The following is a 16550-nucleotide window of genomic DNA, read 5'->3' as shown; positions in this document are numbered from 1 at the left end:
TCCTGGACGCCTAACCATGTTTCAAAGTGTTCATGGACGCCCGCCAACATTCCTTGCCTGCCGGCCGCAACCGCGATCCGATCCTCGCGATCTTGAAGCGGGTGATCGCGCCTGGCTCGCATGTGCTGGAGATAGCGTCGGGCTCTGGCGAGCATGCGGTGCACTTTGCGAGGCATCTTACGGACGTGCGCTGGCAGCCGAGTGATCCTGACCAGAACGCGCGCGCCAGCGTTGCCGCCTGGATCGAGCATGAGGGCGCCTCGAACATTGCAGCGCCGCTCGACCTAGACGTGGAAGAGGCGGGCTGGGAAGCGGCGCTGCCCCGGAGCGGCTACGATGCCGTTATCGCCGTCAACATGATCCACATCTCGCCCTGGGAAGCGACGCTTGGCTTGATGGGCGGCGCGGCTGTGCTCTTGGCGAACGCCAGTCGTGGTCCTGGCATCCTTTACACCTATGGCGCTTACAAACGCGGCGGCGAGCATACCGCGCCATCGAATGAAGCGTTTGACGCCTGGTTGAAAGAACGCGACCCCAACTACGGGGTGCGCGATATGGAAGAGGTCGAGGCCGCCGCCAATGTCTGCGGCTTGCGCTTAAGTGAGATCATCGAAATGCCGGCGAACAATTTTTCGCTGGTGTTCGAACGCTAGACGCCGGCGACGTCCTGCAACATTTCGGCGTTTGATTGCGGTGCGTTGTCGCCGTCGTTCATCGCCCGACGGATTTTTTCCTCGATCAATTCGCGGATTTTATCCTCGGCAACGCGCCGATCTTCCGGCGACATTTGCGACAGCGCATCTTCCGAAAGACCCAGTTGCTTCAGCACTTGCTCGCGCATTCGCTCCATCGGCGACTTCTGCGCTTCCTGCAGGAATTTTTCCGTTGCGCTCATTTCGGTGAGTTGCGCTGGCTCTTCGTCGGTCAGGCTTTGCAGCGCGAGGATATTGTCGAACGAGAGTTGGATCGCTGCGCTTGTAGGCAAAATCGTCAGCGGTGCGGCAGAATTTGCCGAGCCATTCGTGTTCGTCGGCGCAAAGTTCTCAGTGCTGGGCGAGTCGTTTTGCACGCGTGCACCCACAAAAAGCAGTGGATTAGTGCTGATTGCGCCGATGCTCATGCGAGCGTGTCCCTTTGGTCACGTGGCACGAATGCAAGGGCGGCGCCGCTTATGGTGAATGTCACCATCATTTAATGCGCGGGCCATTTTCGTGTCGCGAATGGCGCCTATCTCCCGGCTTGCGAACACACTCGTTCGCGCAACTGAGGGAATTTTATGCGCACTGCAATTACGCTGCTCGAACTCGCAATCGGCAGCGCCTTCACGATCGCCGTTGCGGCGTACGTGGCTCAAGGCGCTCTGTTGATGGCGCAGATCGCGTTGTGAGGCGCATCGCGTTGGGAGCGCAGGCAGAACGCCCGCGCTCCCGCGCAACCTTCAGATAAGGATCAAAACACCGATGGTGTTTAGCGCATCGGCGCTTACCTGGTCGGGGTCGGCGGGTCGGTCCGGTAGTCATAGAAGCCGCGTTGGGTCTTGCGGCCAAGCCAGCCTGCTTCAACGTACTTCACGAGCAGCGGACACGGGCGATACTTCGAATCCGCCAGTCCCTCGTAAAGCACCTGCATAATTGAAAGACATGTATCGAGGCCGATGAAGTCCGCGAGTTCGAGCGGGCCCATCGGGTGGTGCGCGCCCATGCGCATGGCTTTGTCGATGGCTTCAACTGAGCCTACGCCTTCATACAGCGTGTAGACCGCCTCGTTGATCATCGGCACCAGAACGCGGTTGACGATGAACGCCGGGAAGTCTTCGGCGTTGGCGATGTTCTTGCCGAGGCTTTGAATGAACGCGACGGAGGTGTCGTAGGTTTCTTGGCTGGTGCCGAGGCCGCGAATGATTTCGACAACCTCCATCACCGGCGCTGGGTTCATGAAGTGAAGTCCGATGAATTTGTCAGAACGATCCGTCGCTGCAGCAAGGCGCGTGATCGAAATCGATGATGTGTTGGAGGCAAGGATCGCGTCCGGGCGCAACACCGGTTTCAGATCGGCGAAGACTTTGCGCTTGGCTTCATCCTGTTCGACGATCGACTCGATGACGAGGTCGCACGGCGCGAGATCTGCGTATTTCGTGGCGCCTTTGATGCGCTTCAGCGCGGCGTCCATGTCGCCTTGTTTGATCGTGTTGCGCTGAACTTGGCGTGTCAGATTTTTGGTGATGGTTTGGAGCGCGGTGTCGATGCGCGCGGGGTCCGCATCGCTCAACAACACGTCATAACCGCCAAGCGCGCACACGTGCGCGATGCCATTGCCCATTTGCCCGGCGCCGATGACGCCGACCGTGGAAATTTTGCTCATCTTATCCGTCATAGGCGCCTACGCGCCGCTGAATTGCAATTGTTGTTGCAGTGCAGCATGGCACGGCGGCTGACGCAAGGGCTTGTTCGCTAGACGCCAGCCTTGGTCAGCTCGTCCATCAGCTCTGGGACCGCAGTTTTGTAATCCGCGACCAGGCCGTAATCGGCGACTTGGAAGATCGGCGCGTCTTCATCCTTGTTGATGGCGACGATGACCTTCGAGTCTTTCATGCCTGCCAAATGCTGGATCGCGCCCGAAATGCCGACGGCGACGTAGAGTTCCGGCGCGACGACTTTGCCGGTTTGACCGACTTGATAGTCATTCGGCGCATAGCCCGCATCGACCGCAGCGCGCGAGGCGCCGACAGCGGCGCCGAGCTTGTCGGCCAGCGGTTCGAGCACTTTGTGGAATTCTTCGCTTGAGCCGAGGGCGCGGCCGCCGGAGACCACGCGCTTGGCGGCGGTCAATTCCGGACGATCCGACTTGGCCATCTCTTCGCTGACGAACGCCGACTTGAACGGGCCCGCAGGCGCGGGCGTCGTTTCAACCGAGGCGCTGGCGCCATTGCCGGCGGCCTTGAACGCAGTCGGCTGCACCGTCAGCACCTTCTTGGGCTGGCTGTCTTGGACGGTGATGATGGCGTTGCCGGCATAGATCGGGCGCACAAACGTATCGGCGCCGTCGACGCCGATCACGCCCGAGACTTGCATCGTGTCGAGCTTGGCGGCGACGCGTGGGGCGGCGTTCTTGCCGGTGGTGGAGGCAGGGAAGAGCACGGCGTCGTAGCCGCTCATCAGCGGCACGATCAGCGCCTCCATAGGCTCGGCCATTTGTTTGGCGAGCGTTGCGCCATCGGCGTGCAGAACCTTGCGGACGCCATCGATTTTCGCGGCGGCGGCGGCGGCGGCGCCCGCATTCGAACCGGCGACCAGAACATCGACATCGGCGCCCATCGCCTTGGCGGCGGTGACGACCTTGTTCGTCGCGTCCTTTACGGACGCATTGTCGTGCTCAGCAACAACAAGAACGGCCATATCAGATCACTCCCGCTTCTTTGAGCTTGCCGACGAGTTCAGCCGTCGTTTTCACTTTGATGCCGGCTTGGCGCTTGCCAGGCTCGGTGGTTTTGATCGTCTTCAGACGCGGCGCGGTGTCGACGCCGTAATCGGCCGGCGCCTTCACATCGATCGGCTTTTTCTTGGCCTTCATGATGTTCGGCAGCGAAGCGTAACGTGGCTCGTTGAGACGCAGGTCGGTCGAGATGATCGCCGGCAGATCAACGTCCAGCGTTTGCAGGCCGCCGTCGACTTCGCGCGTCACGGTCGCCTTCGAGCCGGCGAGCACGATCTTCGAGGCGAACGTCGCTTGCGGCCAATCGAGGAGGGCGGCCAGCATTTGCGCGGTGGCGTTATTATCGTCATCGATCGCTTGCTTGCCGAGGATGACAAGATCGGGCTTTTCAGCGTCGATCACGCCTTTCAGAATTTTCGCGACGGCCAGCGGCTCAATTTCGCCGTCGGCCTTCACAAGGATGCCGCGGTCGGCGCCGATGGCGAGCGCGTTGCGGAGCGTTTCCTGCGACTGGTCCGGGCCGATGGAAACGGCGACGATTTCCGTCGCGCTGTCCTTGGTGTGGCCGCCGCCGCCTTCTTTCATGCGCACCGCTTCTTCGACCGCGATTTCGCAGAATGGATTGATCGACATTTTGAGGTTCGAGAGATCGACGCCCGATCCGTCCGGCTTGACGCGGACCTTGAGATTGTAATCGAGCACCCGCTTAACCGGGACGAGGACCTTCATCGTTGAAATCCTTGAGGATTAGAGGCGCGCGCACCGCGCCCAATTCGCGGTCGCACATAAAGCCCGTAAGAAATGTCTCGTCAATGCGACTATCGGGGTCAGCACACTGTTCTGATGGGCGCGCATCTAACCGGCTTGCCGGCGGCATCCCCAGCCCGACACGTTTTACGCGGAGACCTCGCCAATGAACCTCACTCGCCGACCACTGCTTATGGGCGCCGCTGCGGCAAGCTTCATGGCGGGTAACGCCTTCGCGCAGAGCGCCGCCGATTTTAGCGGCGAGTGGAACGGCGCGCTCAATATGGGTTCGCAGACCTTGCGCCTGCGCCTTGTCGTCGCCGCCGGGCCGACATCGACGCTCTACAGCGTCGATCAGGGAAATTCCGCGATCCCCGTGGGCTCGACCACGATCGAGGGCGCGCGCATCACGCTCGCCATTCCGGTCATTCGCGCCAGCTTCACCGGTGAGCTGCGCAATGGCCGCATCGAGGGGCAGTTCACGCAGGGCGGCACGCTGCCGCTGACGTTCCAGCGCGGCGAAGCCAGCGCTTCGGCGCCGGATGTGCTCACCCAAGCGCGCCTGGAGGCGCTCCGGGCCGGGATCAACACGCCGGCCATGGCCGCCGCCGCGAGCAAGGCCGGTGGCCGCAGCATTGCGCTGGCGACCGGGCTGCGCGCTGTCGGTCACACCCAGGCGGTGACGACATCGGATAAGTGGCACCTCGGCTCGATCACGAAGTCGATGACATCAACGCTGATCGCGCGGCTTGCCGAGGCGGGCCGGATTTCGTGGACCGATACTGTGGGCGGCGTGCTCGGCAGTGTCATTCCTGATATTCGCGCCGAGTATCGGGAGGTCACGTTCCGGCATTTGTGCAGCCATCGCGCCGGCCTGCAGTCCAACATCCCGATGAGCGATCTCATGGCGTTCCCGCGTGAAAGCGCAGACTCCCGCGCCGATCGCATTCGCTACGCGACGCTCGGTCTTCGCCAGGCCCCGCAAGGGGCCAAGGAAACCACGTTCGAATATTCGAACACCGGCTACGTCATCGCAGGCGCGATGTTGGAGACGAAGCTCGGCGCGCCGTGGGAGGTGCTTATTCAAGAGCACGTGTTCAATCCGTTGGCTATGGCGAGCGCGGGACATGGGGCGCCGGGCGCGCCGGGCGCATTTGATCAGCCGTGCGGGCACGCGCCGAATGCAGCCGGTGTGATGGAGGCCTACCCCCCAGATGGCGCGCTCAGCGACAATCCCGCGGCGCTTGGCCCGGCAGGGCGCGTGCACGCGAACTTCGAAGACGTGCTTAAATATCTCACCGCGCATTGTGAGATGCGATCGAGCTTCCTTGCCCGCGAGAGCTGGCAAAATTTGCACACGCCCCCGTTCGGCGGGCCGTACGCGATGGGCCTTTCACGCCAAGGCAACGCGCTTTGGCACAATGGCTCGAACACGCTTTGGTACGCGGAAGTCATGTTCGACCAATCGCGTGGCATCGTCGCCGCGGCCGCCGCCAACGATGGTCGCGCAGGTGATCTCCGCGCGCCAGTCGGCGCCGCGTTGATTGAAGCGGCGCAAGCGGTGGTGTAAATGCCGTAGGCATGTCGCGCACTGAAAACTGATGCGAAACGCACATCGTCGTCGATGACGACACCATTGCGCGCGGCGACATCATGGAGATCGTCGCGCCTGTTTGGCGGACTGCCAGCTCCGTTAGCGGCTGAGCACGTTCGGCCAATTGCCGTTGGCGCTGCGGATGTGGCCGGGGATGTCGCGTTCCCAGCGTGTCTGAATCTCGTCGTTATAGTTGAGATAGAGCCGGCCATCGACGATGCGCCAATTGTTCGGGTTTCCCGCTGCGGTGTAGCCTTGGCTCACCGCCCACGCGCAATAACCGCCATATTGGGGCGCGTAATGTGCGGGGTTGGCGCGAAACGCCGCGAGATGCTGAGCGCTGGCGAAGCGATACTCAAAGCCTTGGTGATTGATGCGAAACGCCGAGCTGCCGCGCACGGGCTGCCCATCAGTGAAGTATGCAACCGGATCGTAGCCGCCAACGGCCACCCGTGAGAGTACGCCTGTGTAAACCGGCGCTTGATCTGCATGTGCAGGAGCAGCGGCAAATGTAAGCGCGCCGAAAGCGAGCGCAGCGGCGATAACAATTGAGCGCATGATAAATCTCAGGCGTGGGCAGCTGCGCGCATCGGCGCGCCAGCCGGCTTGGGAGTGGGGACAAAGGCGCGGCCAAGATCGCAGAGCAGACCGAAGATCTCCTTGCGCCGGATCGTCAGCAGGACGATTGAGGTCACCCAGATCGTCACCGCCGCGGCGAACAAGCCGCCGCCGTCGTTGTTGGGGTCGATGCCGAGCGGGGTGAACAAGTGAAAGCTCACCGCGCCCGTCATCACCGCCAAGCCGATCAACGCGCCGAGCGCATTCAAGCGCACGAAGCGGGGGAGGAGACCGACGAGCAACAAACTGGAGGCCGCGAGTTCGGCAGAACCGATCACGTATTGGCTGAACAAGCCCGTGTGCGCGAAAAGACCGGGCAGGCCCAAAGTCCCTGCCCATCCATCGAGGCGGCCGAAGATTTCCTGGGTATTAGGGTGATCGGTGAATTTGTAGCGCAGCGAATCCAAGAACACCGCGGCCGCGAACACCGAAATTCCTGCCGGTGCGTAGCGCTTAACCTGAGCCAACATAACGGGCCCTCCTTGCGAGGAGAGACGTTTGAGAAGGCGGAGCGGTTACAGGCGTGGTGTTTTATAAACGCCTAGTTCGTTTCGTTCACCGCCCACAGCAAACCTAGCGCCGCGCCCTTCATCGGCGGCAGTAGCAATAGCGCGGAGATGACTGCCGCGAGCAGCAGTACCGGCAGCATAAGATCGCTGGCGCCGGAGGCGGTCAGCGCAAGGGCGAGCGGTGTGAAGACGATGCCGATGACAAACGTCACGAGATAAGGGGCGAAATCCGCCGTCTGATAGCGCGTTAAGTCCTCGGCGCACGCAGTGCATTGCGCGATCGGTTTGAGATAGCTCGAAAACAATCGACCCTTGCCACAAGCAGGGCACCGCCCGCGCACGCCGCGCTGCAGCGCTTGGCCCAAATGGCGTTCGACTTTTTGCATCTTGTGTCTCTACTGGCCTGACCGGCCACGTCCTGAAACGTGCGGACGGAGCGACATCAGATAGGTGCGCGCTTCGGCTGGAAGTTGTTCCAGATCCGTTGCCGTCAATTGGTCGGTCGGTCCACGTGCGCGCACGTGGAGGATTTCATTGCCCTCCCAACCTTCCTCTGACCGATAGAGGCACACGCTGAATCCGATTGAGGCGAGCTTAGCCGCCATCCAACCGCCCCAAGCGGGAGCGCCGTCCTCCTGAACGATGTTCACGATCAGCGATCCGGATGGGCACGCCTTCGCGAGAATGTTGGCGATGATCTGCGGCTTGTTGAACGGGCTGACGAGGCCTTCGGAATCGCACGCATCGATGATGACGGCGTCGAACGTGCTGGTGCAATCTTCGACAAACGCTATCGGGTCCGTCGTGAGCCAGTGCACGCTTTCGTGGAGATTGAAATAATCCCTTGCGATGGCCTCGGCTGCAGGGTCGACATCAAGCACTGTGACGTTGGCGCCTTGTCGCGCCAACATGGTGGCGAGGCTTCCGCCGCCGCCGCCGATAATCAGCACATTGTGCGCGTGCGCCGCCAAAATCTTCGCAGCGTGGACGTAGCCGAAAGCGCTGACGCCGTCGGGAAGCATCAGCGTCTGGATGCTGCCATTGATGCAATAGAGGCGCGCACCATCGCTTTGACGCTCGAGAACGCGGATCGGGCCGAACATCCCATCGCGCCGGGTGAGCTCGCGCGTCATCTAGGATTTTTGCTCAACGATAGCTTCCGCCCGCGCAATGGCTTCGCTGTAAGTGCTGACGGCTTCGACATTGGACATAGCCAGCACGCCCATCTGATCCAGCACGCCGCGCGCGCCAATATTGAGTTCGCTAATAAGCACCATGGTTTCGTGACTGGCGCAACGTTTCAGGAAGCGGCTGAGCGCGCCGACGCCGGACGCGTCGACCATAGGCACGGCGTCGAAGCGCAGGATGAAAACTTTCGGAGGCGGAAAGGCCGCTTCAAGCGCGTCGTTGAGCCGGCTCGCCGCGCCGAAGAAGAGCGCCCCCCGTAGCTCGAACGTTTCTACGCCTTTGGGCAATTCTCGCCGCGCCTGGTAGGCGGCGCGGTGCGGGTCGCTGAAGTCGTCGCGATCCTTCTCGACGATCGAGACACCTTTTTGAATGGCGGTCGCCTCCGCCATCCGGTGCATGAAGATGATGGCTGCGAGCACGATGCCGACTTCGATGGCAACCGTGAGATCGACGAGAACTGTCAGACCGAACGTTGCAAGCAGCACGACGCGGTCACCGACTGGGCCGCCAAGCAGATGCCGGAACCGCTCATGCTCGCTCATATTCCACGCGACGACGATGAGCACGGCCGCAAGACTGGCGAGCGGCACGTAGGCCATGAGCGGACCCAGCGCGAGCATGCTCGCGAGGATGAAAACCGCGTGCATCATGCCCGCGATAGGTGTCTTTGCGCCGGCGCGAATGTTGGTCGCTGTGCGCGCGATCGCGCCCGTCGCGGAAATGCCGCCGAAAACACCAGAAGCGATGTTGGCGACGCCCTGCGCCACCAGTTCACAATTCGATCGGTGGCGCCGCCCCGTCATGCCGTCCGCGACCATGGCTGAGAGAAGGCTCTCGACTCCGGCGAGAAAGGCGATGGTGAAGGCCGGCTGAGAAAGCTCGCGCACGCGCTCCCAAGTCACGGTTGGCATGATGGGCGCGGGCAATGTCGAAGGCACGCCGCCGAACCGCGAACCGATGGTTTCAACGGGCAGATTGAAGAGCGTGACAACGATTGCCGCGCCGCCGACAGCGATGAGGAAGCCGGGCAATTTGGCCGCGTATTTGCGAAGAACAAGGATCGTTCCTAGCGCGCCGAGCGCCACCGCAAGGGCCGGAAGCGCGAGCGTGTCGCGTGCGGCCCAGAAGGCTTCAAGCTTTGCGATAAACTCCGCCGGAACGTTGTCCATGCTGAGACCGAACAGATCCCGCAACTGACTGGTGAAGATGATGACGGCAATCCCGGCGGTGAATCCGGTGACGACGGGCTCGGGGATGTATTTGATCCAGTCGCCGAAGCGCAGCAGGCCGGCGACCACGAGCATCGCGCCAGCCATGATGGTGGCGAGCACAAGGCCGTCGAATCCGTGCTGATGGATGACGCCGTAGACAACGACGATGAATGCACCGGTCGGCCCGCCAATCTGAAAGCGCGAGCCGCCCAACGCGGAAATCAGGAAGCCGGCGATGACCGCCGTGATCAGCCCTTTGTCGGGCGTCGTCCCGGACGCGATGGCGATGGCCATGGCCAGAGGCAGTGCGACGATCGCCACCGTAAGTCCGGCCAACGCATCGGCGCGGAAATCGGCGAAGCGGTAGCCCTCTTGCGCGATCACCGTTATCGATTTGGGGACGTAGAGACGCCAGTTGAACGAAGCTGGCTTTTGAGACGCTGGTGTTTCGATGGTCATGGCATGTCTCAGGCGGGAAGTTGCGAACCCTTGCGCTTGGCGCTTGTGTCGCTGGCGCGCATCTTCGGATCGCGGCTCAGTGGCGTTGCCGGTTCGCGCAGCCGCACGCCACGGCCACCGCCGCTGCTGACGCTGTTTTCGCCGATGAGTTCGACCCCGGCCAATTCGAGTGCGGTGACCACTTTCGTCAGCGTATCGACGACGCCGCGAACGTAGCCGTCGCTCGCCTCCATGCGCTGGATGGTTGGCAAGGATACGCCGGCCCAATCGGCCAAGGTGCGCTGATCGATGCCGAGGAGGGCGCGGGCGGCGCGGAGCTGAGCGGACGTGAGCATCGGGATGATGTATAAAACATCAGTATCGATGTTTATATGCGTCTTATTGCCATGCCTAGATGGAGTGTTGATAACAAATGATTGCTTCGACCTTGCAACAAGGCAGCGTTTTGTGAGCGGTCAAAACCAGGCCGTCCACGCGCCCGGAACGAAGAGGGTAAGTCCACCCATCATGATGGTGAGTGAAAGTCCGCTCGCAAACGCCAAGCCTCGCTATCCGAGCCGGGTCGCCAGCAAAGGGCGATATGACAGAGCGCCGTAGCTCCCGCGAACATCAGCCAATGAAGCGCTGACAGGGTGTGGAGGCAGTATGCTCAACAACGCTAGTGCGATGCACGACACAATGGCGCCAGACGCCAGCCATCGAAGCGCAAAACCCATCTAGAAAAGATGGGGCAGATTTGGACGATTAGCGAGCCGCTTAGATCACCATCGCAAGAACTTCGATCCCACTAGCGCGCCCAGCGCTGCGCACACCGCGATCGCCAGCGTGTACCAAGTGGTCACGAACGCCACTGAATCCGTCGGGCAGTACATCGCGTAGGCCATGGCCGACACGCCCCCGGAGAGCGCGCCGATCGCAGCGCCCGTCAGCGTGATCCGTGTCGGCGTGAACGCGCGCATGAACCAGGTCAGTAAAGCCGCCGTTGGCGCAGCTAGGATCGGAATGAGCACGACGCACCAGGGCGCGCGGCCTTCGCCGCCCATCCATGCCTGCCAACGCTCTTCCGGCATTTCGCCCATCAGCGCGACGCTTGTCGCCAGTGCGCAGACGCCGACGAAAATCACAACTGCAACCAGCCGCCAGCCCAGCGGCCGTCCCGGTTTCATGAGCTGAACCGCGATCGGCAAGATCACTGCCGCGGCGAGCGCCGAGAACATCGCCTTCATCATTACGGGCATACGCGCCGCGCCGATGTCGGGCCGCACGCCGAGGCCAATCGCCACCAGCACTGCCGTAACGATGAGCCCAACGATCAACGTGATCGCCAGGTTCATACGCCAGCGTGGGCGCTCGGTCGGTTCGACGCCCCGCGACAGCGCGTTGATGAGATCGTCGGTCTTCACTTCCCCGTCTCCTGGGGTTGCTCCTGGCCCATAAGGCGCATCAGCGTCTTCAGGCCGCGATGGATCGAGATTTTGATGTCGGATTCAGTGAGGCCCGTCGCGTCGGCGGTTTCCTTCACGCTTCTTTCTTCGAGTTTCACCATGCGAATGGCGGTGCGCTGCTTTTCCGGCAGTTTGTCCAGCAACGTTGCGACGTCGCGCCTGGCGTCGCTGGCTTGGTAATCTGGATCGGGTTCGCCGACATCGACGCCATCGAGGGATGCGTGGGCGCGATGCTTGGCGCGGCGTAGGAAATCGATCAGCCGATAGCGCGCGATCGCGTAAAGCCACGCCGTCAGCGGGTAGTTTGGATCATAGCTCTCACGGCGCGTATGGAGCGCCACCAGCGTCTCCTGCACGAGATCCTCCGCGTCCTCGTTTCGTCCGCGCAGCCGCGAGCGGAAAAAAGCGCGCAATAGCGCCGCCGCTTCCGTCAAAAACGTGCGGTGCGCGGCTTCATCGCCGGCGAGACCTTTAAGCAACAGGCCCTTCAGTGCGGCTTCGTCGGCCAAATCCCCTCGTGCATGGTCGATACGGGCCAGAGTGTTGCCCGGTTACACCTGGACGCCCTTTAACATCCCGATTAGCAAAAGTGGCCCGGAGCAGGGAGAGCCAATGTTCGGCCGACGCAAGAAATGCGCGTTGCTAATCGATTTCGATAATGTGCTCGGCATGACGAGCGGCGAATTCACCACATCCATCGCCAAGTGGATGGAATGGCTCGAGGACGGCGCGTTTGACGGCGATCGGCTGAAGCGGAAGTTTTTGGTCAAGCGCGTCTATTGGAATCCACTCTACGATCGTTATCGCGATGCGTTCGAGGCGGCGGGCTTCGAGGCTTTTTCCTGCGCCGCGATCGCCAAAAGCAAGAAGAGCTCCGCCGACATCGTCATCACACTTGACGCCGTCGATATCGCGGCAGGCACACGCGGCTTGCAGGAAATTATCCTGCTGACCTCCGACACCGATTTCGTCCCGGTCGTGAACCGGCTGCAAGAACGCGAGCTTGAAGTCGTCGCCATGGGTCACGAACAGAACCCGACGGCGGAAGTTTATCGCAAGTACGCCGACAACGTCGTGTTGCGGAACGATTTCATGGATGCGTTCAAATACGAACGCCCGAAGCGAAAATGGTTCGGCCTCGTTCGTGTGAAGCCGCCGGCGCCGAAACCCGCGCCAGCGCCGGTGCGAAAGCCGGTTTCCGTCAATGCAACGCCGGTTGAACAAGCTGCCGAACGCGTTGTCAGCGCTGCCCAGGGTGTCGGCGGCGCGATGCTGAGCCGCAAAGCCGTGATCCTCGCGCTGCGTGACGTGAAGGGTTTCAACACAGGCGGCGTCAGCGCCTGGCTCGGCTACGGCTCATACCGAAAGATGCTGCTCGCCATCGCCAAGAAGCGGCCGGACTTGCGGCTCTACGCGTATCGCAATGGCGGCGTTGCTGTCGCTTATCGTGCGCCTGATGCGAGCCGGAACGGATCGGCCGGGTAAACGCCGAGAATATTCAGCGATGACGAGAAGAACGCGAGTTCTTCCAGCGCGAGTTTCACGTTGGCCTCTTCGGGATGGCCTTCGACGTCACAGAAGAACATGGCCGCCGAGAATGCGCCGCCTTCTATGTAGCTTTCGATCTTCGTCATGTTGACGCCATTGGTGGCAAAGCCGCCGAGGGCCTTGTAAAGCGCCGCCGGCACGTTGCGCACGCGAAAGACGAAGCTCGTCATGCAAAGTCCGTTGCCTGCCGGCGCGTTCTGTTGTTCGCGCGAGAACACCAGGAAGCGGGTGGTGTTGTGCGCGGCGTCGGCGATATCGGCCTTCAGCACCTGCAAGCCATAGATTTCCGCCGCGAGTGAAGAGGCGAGCGCGCCGACGGTTGGATCGCCAAGTTCGGCGATCTCGCGCGCGGCGCCCGCTGTATCGGCGGTCTTCACCGCGACAACGCCCAGATCGCGCAATTGCTTTCGGCATTGGCCGAGCGCCTGCGGGTGCGAGCGCACGTGCGTCAGCCCTTCAAGTTTAGCGCCTTTAAGACCGAGCAATTGATGGCGGATCGGCACGAAGCGCTCGCCGACAATGTAAAGCCCGCTTTCGGGAATGAGGTGGTGCACGTCCGCCACGCGCCCCGCGACCGAGTTCTCGACCGGGATCATAGCATAACGGGCCTGACCCTCGCTTGCGGCCGCAAAGGCGTCTTCGAAGCTCGCACACGGTAAAGGTTCGAGATTCGGATAGGCTTGATGCGCGGCGATGTGTGAGTTCGCCCCAGGTTCGCCTTGAAAGGAGATACGCTCGGTCATAGGTCGCGAGCGTTAGCGCAAGCTGCGCCAATAAGGAAAGAGCCCACTCGTCATGAGCATGACGCAAAGCGCAGAGCGCGCCATTTTGGAGCAAACGCGCCGTGGCTTGAGGACGCTGCTGGCCGTGCGCGCCGCGCGCGCCGCCGGATTGGCGAAAGTCGAAGATATCGACATTCCCGGACCGCACGGTCAGCTACGCGCGCGCTATTATGAAGCCGCGAATGCCCGGACCGCGCCGCTGCTGGTTTATTTCCACGGCGGCGGCTTCGTTTGCTGCGATATCGATACGCACGATTCTATTTGCTCTTGGCTCGCCAAGTCATCGCAATCGCGCGTGCTTTCTGTTGGCTATCGGCTCGCGCCGGAGACGCCGTTTCCGGGACAGATCGACGACGTGCGCGAAGGTTGCGCGTGGGCGTTTCAGAATGCCGCGCGGCTCGGCGCTACGCCGGAGAAGCTGATTTTGGCGGGCGATAGCGCTGGCGCTTATCTGGCGGCGACGATGTCGCTTGAGATCAATAGGGTGACTCCAGGCGCGATCGCGCTTCAAGTTCTGCTTTATCCGCTCGTGCACGTGCAGGACTCGCTTTGGGCCGACGAAGAGCTGCGCAACTTTCGTTTCCTGGGCCGCGTTGCGTGCCTCTACATCGCGCGCAGCCTCGGCGCTGAAGCTTTGCCGTCTTTGCTCGATGTCGATCTTTCCGCAGCGCCACCGACAATCGTCGCTGGCGGCGGGCCGATGGATCCTGTGCGCAATGACGCCAAGGCGCTCATCGATGCCCTGCGTACCGCAGGCGTTCGCGTGGTGGAGAAGAAGTACCCGGTGCTGATGCACGGGGGGCTGAATTTCACAGCGTACTCAAAAACCGCCACGACCGCGCTGCAAGATGTCGGCGAGCTAGTGCGCCAGGAGTTTGCGCGCTAAAAATTCGTCGAACCTGGGGAGGATCGTTCATGCGTGTATTCTTGATTGCTGGATTGGCGGCTTTGGCCGTGGCGGCTTGCACGCCTGCTGAAGAAGAGCACGGCGCGTTGTCAGAGGGCTGCGATGCGCGCGGCGTGGCGATTTGGAATACGCCCGCCGATCCCAATGCGTCGATCGAAGCGATCACGACCGGCCCCGATTGCGCGCGCGCTGTCGCAACGCTCATCATTCGCAACGGCTCAGGTGAGCCGATTTATTCGGAAACGCACATTCCATCGCAAGTTATGACGCTCGCTCAAGCCAGCACGCCGGCGGCGATGCAAACGGCGCTGCAAGAATGGGTGGACCCCGCATCGAACACGACGATGCCGACAAGCTCAGCGCTGCCGGAATGGCCAGCGAACGCCGACAGTCCGCAGAACGGTGAGTTTCCGTTCTATCCGGCTGAGGGCGCCAGCCGTGAAAGCTACAACCAAGTGCGCGACGCAAACGTCCCGCTGTTTTGCTATGTGCAAGGCATGGAGAGCTTGAACTGCCTGGCGCTGCGCGATGGTGCGCTCGAAAGCGTCGGTCTCCAAAGCTTCCCGGGCTAGCGCGCGGCAAGAACAGCCCGCGCAGCTTCAAGGTCGGGCGGGCTGTCGACGCCTTTGGGAAAATCCTCGATCGCGTCGGCGCGAATGATCATGCCCATTTCGAGCGCGCGCAATTGCTCAAGCTTTTCGCGCTGTTCGAGCGGCGAAGGCGGCGCCGCGACGAAGCGCGCCAGCGCATCGCGGCGGTACACATAGACGCCAACGTGGCGCTCGATCGGGCCATCACCCCACGGCGCGGCTGCGCGCGTGAAGGCGAGGCAGCGTCCATTTTCGGCGCGGATCGCTTTTACGACGTTTGGATTGTTGCGCTCGCTCGCGTCGGTGGACGGCGAAACCAGAGTGGCGATGTCAGCGCCATCGCGCAGCGCCGCCACTGCCTTAGCGACATCTTCGGCGCGCATCGTCGGCATATCGCCCTGCAAATTGACGGCGACATCGTAACGGCCTGCTGGATCGAAGGCCTCAAGCGCTGCATGGACCCGGTCTGAGCCGGACGGCAAATGAGGGTCGGTCAGCGTGACGTTGCCACCGGCTTTCAGCACCGCCTCCGCGACCTCTTCTTCACAGGCGGCGACGAGCACTGGACCGGCATTGGCGCGCTTCGCCAGATCGACCATCCAGGCGATCATCGGCCGCCCATGGATGTCGGCCAAAGGTTTGCCGGGCAGGCGGGTGGAGGCCATGCGGGCCGGAATGACGACGACGGGGTTCATTATGCTCCCAGTGCCGTGCGGCGGTTCGACGCGCAAGGGCGCTCCAGGCCGCAGGACTTCACAGCACCCGCTTGGCTAGCGGCCCGACGCACGCCATAAACCGCCCAACTTTTCCAGCGCCAGTAAGGCAGGGCGATGAGCGATCTTAAAATGAATTCGATTCTCGGTGCGGGCATTGCTGCCGTGCTGGGGGTTATGCTTGTCGGCGTCGGCGCCGAGACGCTTGTCCACCCGAACTATCCTGAGAAGGCGGCGTATCTGCCGGAAGTGAGCCTTGAGGGCCCGGCGACCCAAGCGCCTGCCGGTCCGCCGGACTTTGGCCGCCTCTTTTCCGATGCAGCTGGCCTGCAAGAACTCGTCGCGCGCGGTGAACGCGTCCACGCACAATGCGTCTCGTGCCACACGTTCGACGCCGGTGGCGCCAACGGCATCGGCCCGAACCTGCATGACGTGTTCGGCCGCGCGGCAGCCAGCCATGGCGGCTTTGAGTATTCAGAAGCGATGCAAGGTCACGGCGGCTCGTGGGATTACTTGGCGCTCAACGACTTCCTGCGCTCGCCGGGCGCCGTCGTTCGCGGCACCAAGATGGCTTTTGCCGGCATCCGCAATGATCAGGACCGCGTTGCGCTAATCGCATTCTTGCGCTCGATTTCGCCGAATAACGTGCCGCTTCCCGCGCCGTTGCCGGAAGCCGCGCCGGCCGCTGCTGAGGGCGATGCGGCTGCAACGACTACGGAAGCTGCAGCGCCTGCGCCAGCCCCCGCGCCGGCTCACTAAGCCTTAGATTTAGAGCAAACAAAAACGGCGCCCCGCCAGAGCAGGGCG

General features: G+C 62.1%; 20 protein-coding genes. 6 read left to right on the top strand and 14 right to left on the bottom strand.

Annotation, left to right across the window (positions count from 1 at the left end; translation table 11 throughout):
* Nucleotides 1-32: 32 nt before the first annotated feature.
* Nucleotides 33-653, top strand: coding sequence for a DUF938 domain-containing protein (locus ATE48_RS05200; RefSeq protein WP_066768508.1), 621 nt, complete (start codon nt 33-35; stop codon nt 651-653).
* On the opposite strand, the gene ATE48_RS05195 is transcribed toward ATE48_RS05200, so the two are convergent.
* The 4 genes from ATE48_RS05195 to ATE48_RS05180 form a co-directional block, all read right to left on the bottom strand.
* Nucleotides 650-1120, bottom strand: a complete 471-nt coding sequence (locus ATE48_RS05195; protein WP_066768506.1) for a hypothetical protein — start codon at nt 1118-1120, stop codon at nt 650-652. The two genes, ATE48_RS05200 and ATE48_RS05195, sit on opposite strands and share 4 nt — an antisense overlap.
* A gap of 362 nt (nt 1121-1482) precedes the next feature.
* Entirely contained in the window at nt 1483-2361 is an 879-nt protein-coding gene (locus ATE48_RS05190; RefSeq protein WP_066774609.1) for a 3-hydroxybutyryl-CoA dehydrogenase, read from the bottom strand.
* Nucleotides 2362-2450: 89 nt separating this feature from the next.
* Nucleotides 2451-3395, bottom strand: coding sequence for an electron transfer flavoprotein subunit alpha/FixB family protein (locus ATE48_RS05185; RefSeq protein ID WP_066768502.1), 945 nt, complete (start codon nt 3393-3395; stop codon nt 2451-2453).
* Nucleotide 3396: 1 nt separating this feature from the next.
* Entirely contained in the window at nt 3397-4161 is a 765-nt protein-coding gene (locus ATE48_RS05180) for an electron transfer flavoprotein subunit beta/FixA family protein (RefSeq protein WP_066768501.1), read from the bottom strand.
* 184 nt (nt 4162-4345) lie between these two features.
* Here ATE48_RS05180 and ATE48_RS05175 point away from each other — a divergent pair, with 184 nt between their 5' ends.
* Nucleotides 4346-5749 (top strand): serine hydrolase domain-containing protein, encoded by a 1404-nt coding sequence (locus tag ATE48_RS05175; RefSeq protein ID WP_066768500.1) that lies wholly within the window; start codon nt 4346-4348, stop codon nt 5747-5749.
* 123 nt (nt 5750-5872) lie between these two features.
* Here ATE48_RS05175 and ATE48_RS05170 read toward each other — a convergent pair whose 3' ends face one another.
* The 8 genes from ATE48_RS05170 to ATE48_RS05135 all read right to left on the bottom strand — a co-directional run bounded on the left by ATE48_RS05170 (nt 5873) and on the right by ATE48_RS05135 (nt 11712).
* Nucleotides 5873-6331, bottom strand: coding sequence for a YHS domain-containing (seleno)protein (locus ATE48_RS05170; RefSeq protein WP_066768499.1), 459 nt, complete (start codon nt 6329-6331; stop codon nt 5873-5875).
* Between the two features lie 8 nt (nt 6332-6339).
* A complete protein-coding gene (locus ATE48_RS05165; protein ID WP_066768498.1) occupies nt 6340-6861 on the bottom strand; it encodes a hypothetical protein in 522 nt (173 codons plus the stop codon).
* A 71-nt stretch (nt 6862-6932) separates the two neighbouring features.
* Entirely contained in the window at nt 6933-7286 is a 354-nt protein-coding gene (locus tag ATE48_RS05160) for a DUF983 domain-containing protein (RefSeq protein ID WP_066768496.1), read from the bottom strand.
* Between the two features lie 9 nt (nt 7287-7295).
* The gene (locus ATE48_RS05155) at nt 7296-8033 is read right to left on the bottom strand and encodes a spermine/spermidine synthase domain-containing protein (protein WP_066768493.1); all 738 of its coding nucleotides are present in this window, start codon (nt 8031-8033) and stop codon (nt 7296-7298) included.
* Nucleotides 8034-9758: a SulP family inorganic anion transporter gene (locus tag ATE48_RS05150; RefSeq protein ID WP_066768491.1), complete on the bottom strand. Its 1725-nt coding sequence runs from the start codon at nt 9756-9758 to the stop codon at nt 8034-8036.
* Between the two features lie 8 nt (nt 9759-9766).
* Nucleotides 9767-10093 carry a helix-turn-helix domain-containing protein gene (locus ATE48_RS05145; RefSeq protein ID WP_083197166.1) on the bottom strand — a complete coding sequence of 109 codons (327 nt, stop codon included), beginning with the start codon at nt 10091-10093 and terminating at the stop codon, nt 9767-9769.
* A gap of 426 nt (nt 10094-10519) precedes the next feature.
* Nucleotides 10520-11161 (bottom strand): NrsF family protein, encoded by a 642-nt coding sequence (locus ATE48_RS05140; RefSeq protein ID WP_066768485.1) that lies wholly within the window; start codon nt 11159-11161, stop codon nt 10520-10522.
* Nucleotides 11158-11712 (bottom strand): sigma-70 family RNA polymerase sigma factor, encoded by a 555-nt coding sequence (locus ATE48_RS05135; RefSeq protein WP_066768483.1) that lies wholly within the window; start codon nt 11710-11712, stop codon nt 11158-11160. Before ATE48_RS05135 ends, ATE48_RS05140 begins: the two co-directional genes overlap by 4 nt.
* A gap of 103 nt (nt 11713-11815) precedes the next feature.
* On the opposite strand from ATE48_RS05135, the gene ATE48_RS05130 reads away from it, so the two are divergent.
* Entirely contained in the window at nt 11816-12688 is an 873-nt protein-coding gene (locus ATE48_RS05130) for an NYN domain-containing protein (RefSeq protein WP_066768480.1), read from the top strand.
* Here ATE48_RS05130 and ATE48_RS05125 read toward each other — a convergent pair.
* Entirely contained in the window at nt 12646-13494 is an 849-nt protein-coding gene (locus ATE48_RS05125) for a prephenate dehydratase (RefSeq protein WP_066768478.1), read from the bottom strand. The two genes, ATE48_RS05130 and ATE48_RS05125, sit on opposite strands and share 43 nt — an antisense overlap.
* A 52-nt stretch (nt 13495-13546) precedes the next feature.
* Between ATE48_RS05125 and ATE48_RS05120 the strand changes: the two genes are divergently transcribed.
* Together ATE48_RS05120 and ATE48_RS05115 are read left to right on the top strand one after the other, a co-directional pair.
* Nucleotides 13547-14419, top strand: coding sequence for an alpha/beta hydrolase (locus tag ATE48_RS05120; protein WP_066768475.1), 873 nt, complete (start codon nt 13547-13549; stop codon nt 14417-14419).
* Between the two features lie 29 nt (nt 14420-14448).
* Nucleotides 14449-15012: a hypothetical protein gene (locus tag ATE48_RS05115; RefSeq protein WP_066768473.1), complete on the top strand. Its 564-nt coding sequence runs from the start codon at nt 14449-14451 to the stop codon at nt 15010-15012.
* Here ATE48_RS05115 and ATE48_RS05110 read toward each other — a convergent pair.
* Nucleotides 15009-15725, bottom strand: a complete 717-nt coding sequence (locus ATE48_RS05110) for a 3-deoxy-manno-octulosonate cytidylyltransferase (RefSeq protein WP_066768471.1) — start codon at nt 15723-15725, stop codon at nt 15009-15011. The two genes, ATE48_RS05115 and ATE48_RS05110, sit on opposite strands and share 4 nt — an antisense overlap.
* Before the next feature lie 135 nt (nt 15726-15860).
* On the opposite strand from ATE48_RS05110, the gene ATE48_RS05105 reads away from it, so the two are divergent.
* Nucleotides 15861-16502 carry a c-type cytochrome gene (locus ATE48_RS05105; RefSeq protein ID WP_066768469.1) on the top strand — a complete coding sequence of 214 codons (642 nt, stop codon included), beginning with the start codon at nt 15861-15863 and terminating at the stop codon, nt 16500-16502.
* The last annotated feature ends 48 nt before the right edge of the window (nt 16503-16550 follow it).

Origin of the sequence: Candidatus Viadribacter manganicus (assembly GCF_001679665.1) — a bacterium.
GTDB classification, from domain to species: domain Bacteria; phylum Pseudomonadota; class Alphaproteobacteria; order Caulobacterales; family Aquidulcibacteraceae; genus Vitreimonas; species Vitreimonas manganica.
Note: the sequence above shows the minus strand (reverse complement) of the source record. Positions and strands in the feature narration are given on the sequence as shown.

Excerpts from the sequence above, each read along its gene's own strand:
- ATE48_RS05130 (WP_066768480.1), top strand. The coding sequence starts at position 11,816 with ATGTTCGGCCGACGCAAGAAATGCGCGTTGCTAATCGATTTCGATAAT.
- ATE48_RS05110 (WP_066768471.1), bottom strand. The coding sequence starts at position 15,725 with ATGAACCCCGTCGTCGTCATTCCGGCCCGCATGGCCTCCACCCGCCTG.
- ATE48_RS05170 (WP_066768499.1), bottom strand. The coding sequence starts at position 6,331 with ATGCGCTCAATTGTTATCGCCGCTGCGCTCGCTTTCGGCGCGCTTACA.
- ATE48_RS05165 (WP_066768498.1), bottom strand. The coding sequence starts at position 6,861 with ATGTTGGCTCAGGTTAAGCGCTACGCACCGGCAGGAATTTCGGTGTTC.
- ATE48_RS05115 (WP_066768473.1), top strand. The coding sequence starts at position 14,449 with ATGCGTGTATTCTTGATTGCTGGATTGGCGGCTTTGGCCGTGGCGGCT.
- ATE48_RS05145 (WP_083197166.1), bottom strand. The coding sequence starts at position 10,093 with ATGCTCACGTCCGCTCAGCTCCGCGCCGCCCGCGCCCTCCTCGGCATC.
- ATE48_RS05125 (WP_066768478.1), bottom strand. The coding sequence starts at position 13,494 with ATGACCGAGCGTATCTCCTTTCAAGGCGAACCTGGGGCGAACTCACAC.
- ATE48_RS05120 (WP_066768475.1), top strand. The coding sequence starts at position 13,547 with ATGAGCATGACGCAAAGCGCAGAGCGCGCCATTTTGGAGCAAACGCGC.
- ATE48_RS05155 (WP_066768493.1), bottom strand. The coding sequence starts at position 8,033 with ATGACGCGCGAGCTCACCCGGCGCGATGGGATGTTCGGCCCGATCCGC.
- ATE48_RS05160 (WP_066768496.1), bottom strand. The coding sequence starts at position 7,286 with ATGCAAAAAGTCGAACGCCATTTGGGCCAAGCGCTGCAGCGCGGCGTG.
- ATE48_RS05105 (WP_066768469.1), top strand. The coding sequence starts at position 15,861 with ATGAGCGATCTTAAAATGAATTCGATTCTCGGTGCGGGCATTGCTGCC.
- ATE48_RS05175 (WP_066768500.1), top strand. The coding sequence starts at position 4,346 with ATGAACCTCACTCGCCGACCACTGCTTATGGGCGCCGCTGCGGCAAGC.
- ATE48_RS05185 (WP_066768502.1), bottom strand. The coding sequence starts at position 3,395 with ATGGCCGTTCTTGTTGTTGCTGAGCACGACAATGCGTCCGTAAAGGAC.
- ATE48_RS05195 (WP_066768506.1), bottom strand. The coding sequence starts at position 1,120 with ATGAGCATCGGCGCAATCAGCACTAATCCACTGCTTTTTGTGGGTGCA.
- ATE48_RS05150 (WP_066768491.1), bottom strand. The coding sequence starts at position 9,758 with ATGACCATCGAAACACCAGCGTCTCAAAAGCCAGCTTCGTTCAACTGG.
- ATE48_RS05180 (WP_066768501.1), bottom strand. The coding sequence starts at position 4,161 with ATGAAGGTCCTCGTCCCGGTTAAGCGGGTGCTCGATTACAATCTCAAG.
- ATE48_RS05200 (WP_066768508.1), top strand. The coding sequence starts at position 33 with ATGGACGCCCGCCAACATTCCTTGCCTGCCGGCCGCAACCGCGATCCG.
- ATE48_RS05190 (WP_066774609.1), bottom strand. The coding sequence starts at position 2,361 with ATGAGCAAAATTTCCACGGTCGGCGTCATCGGCGCCGGGCAAATGGGC.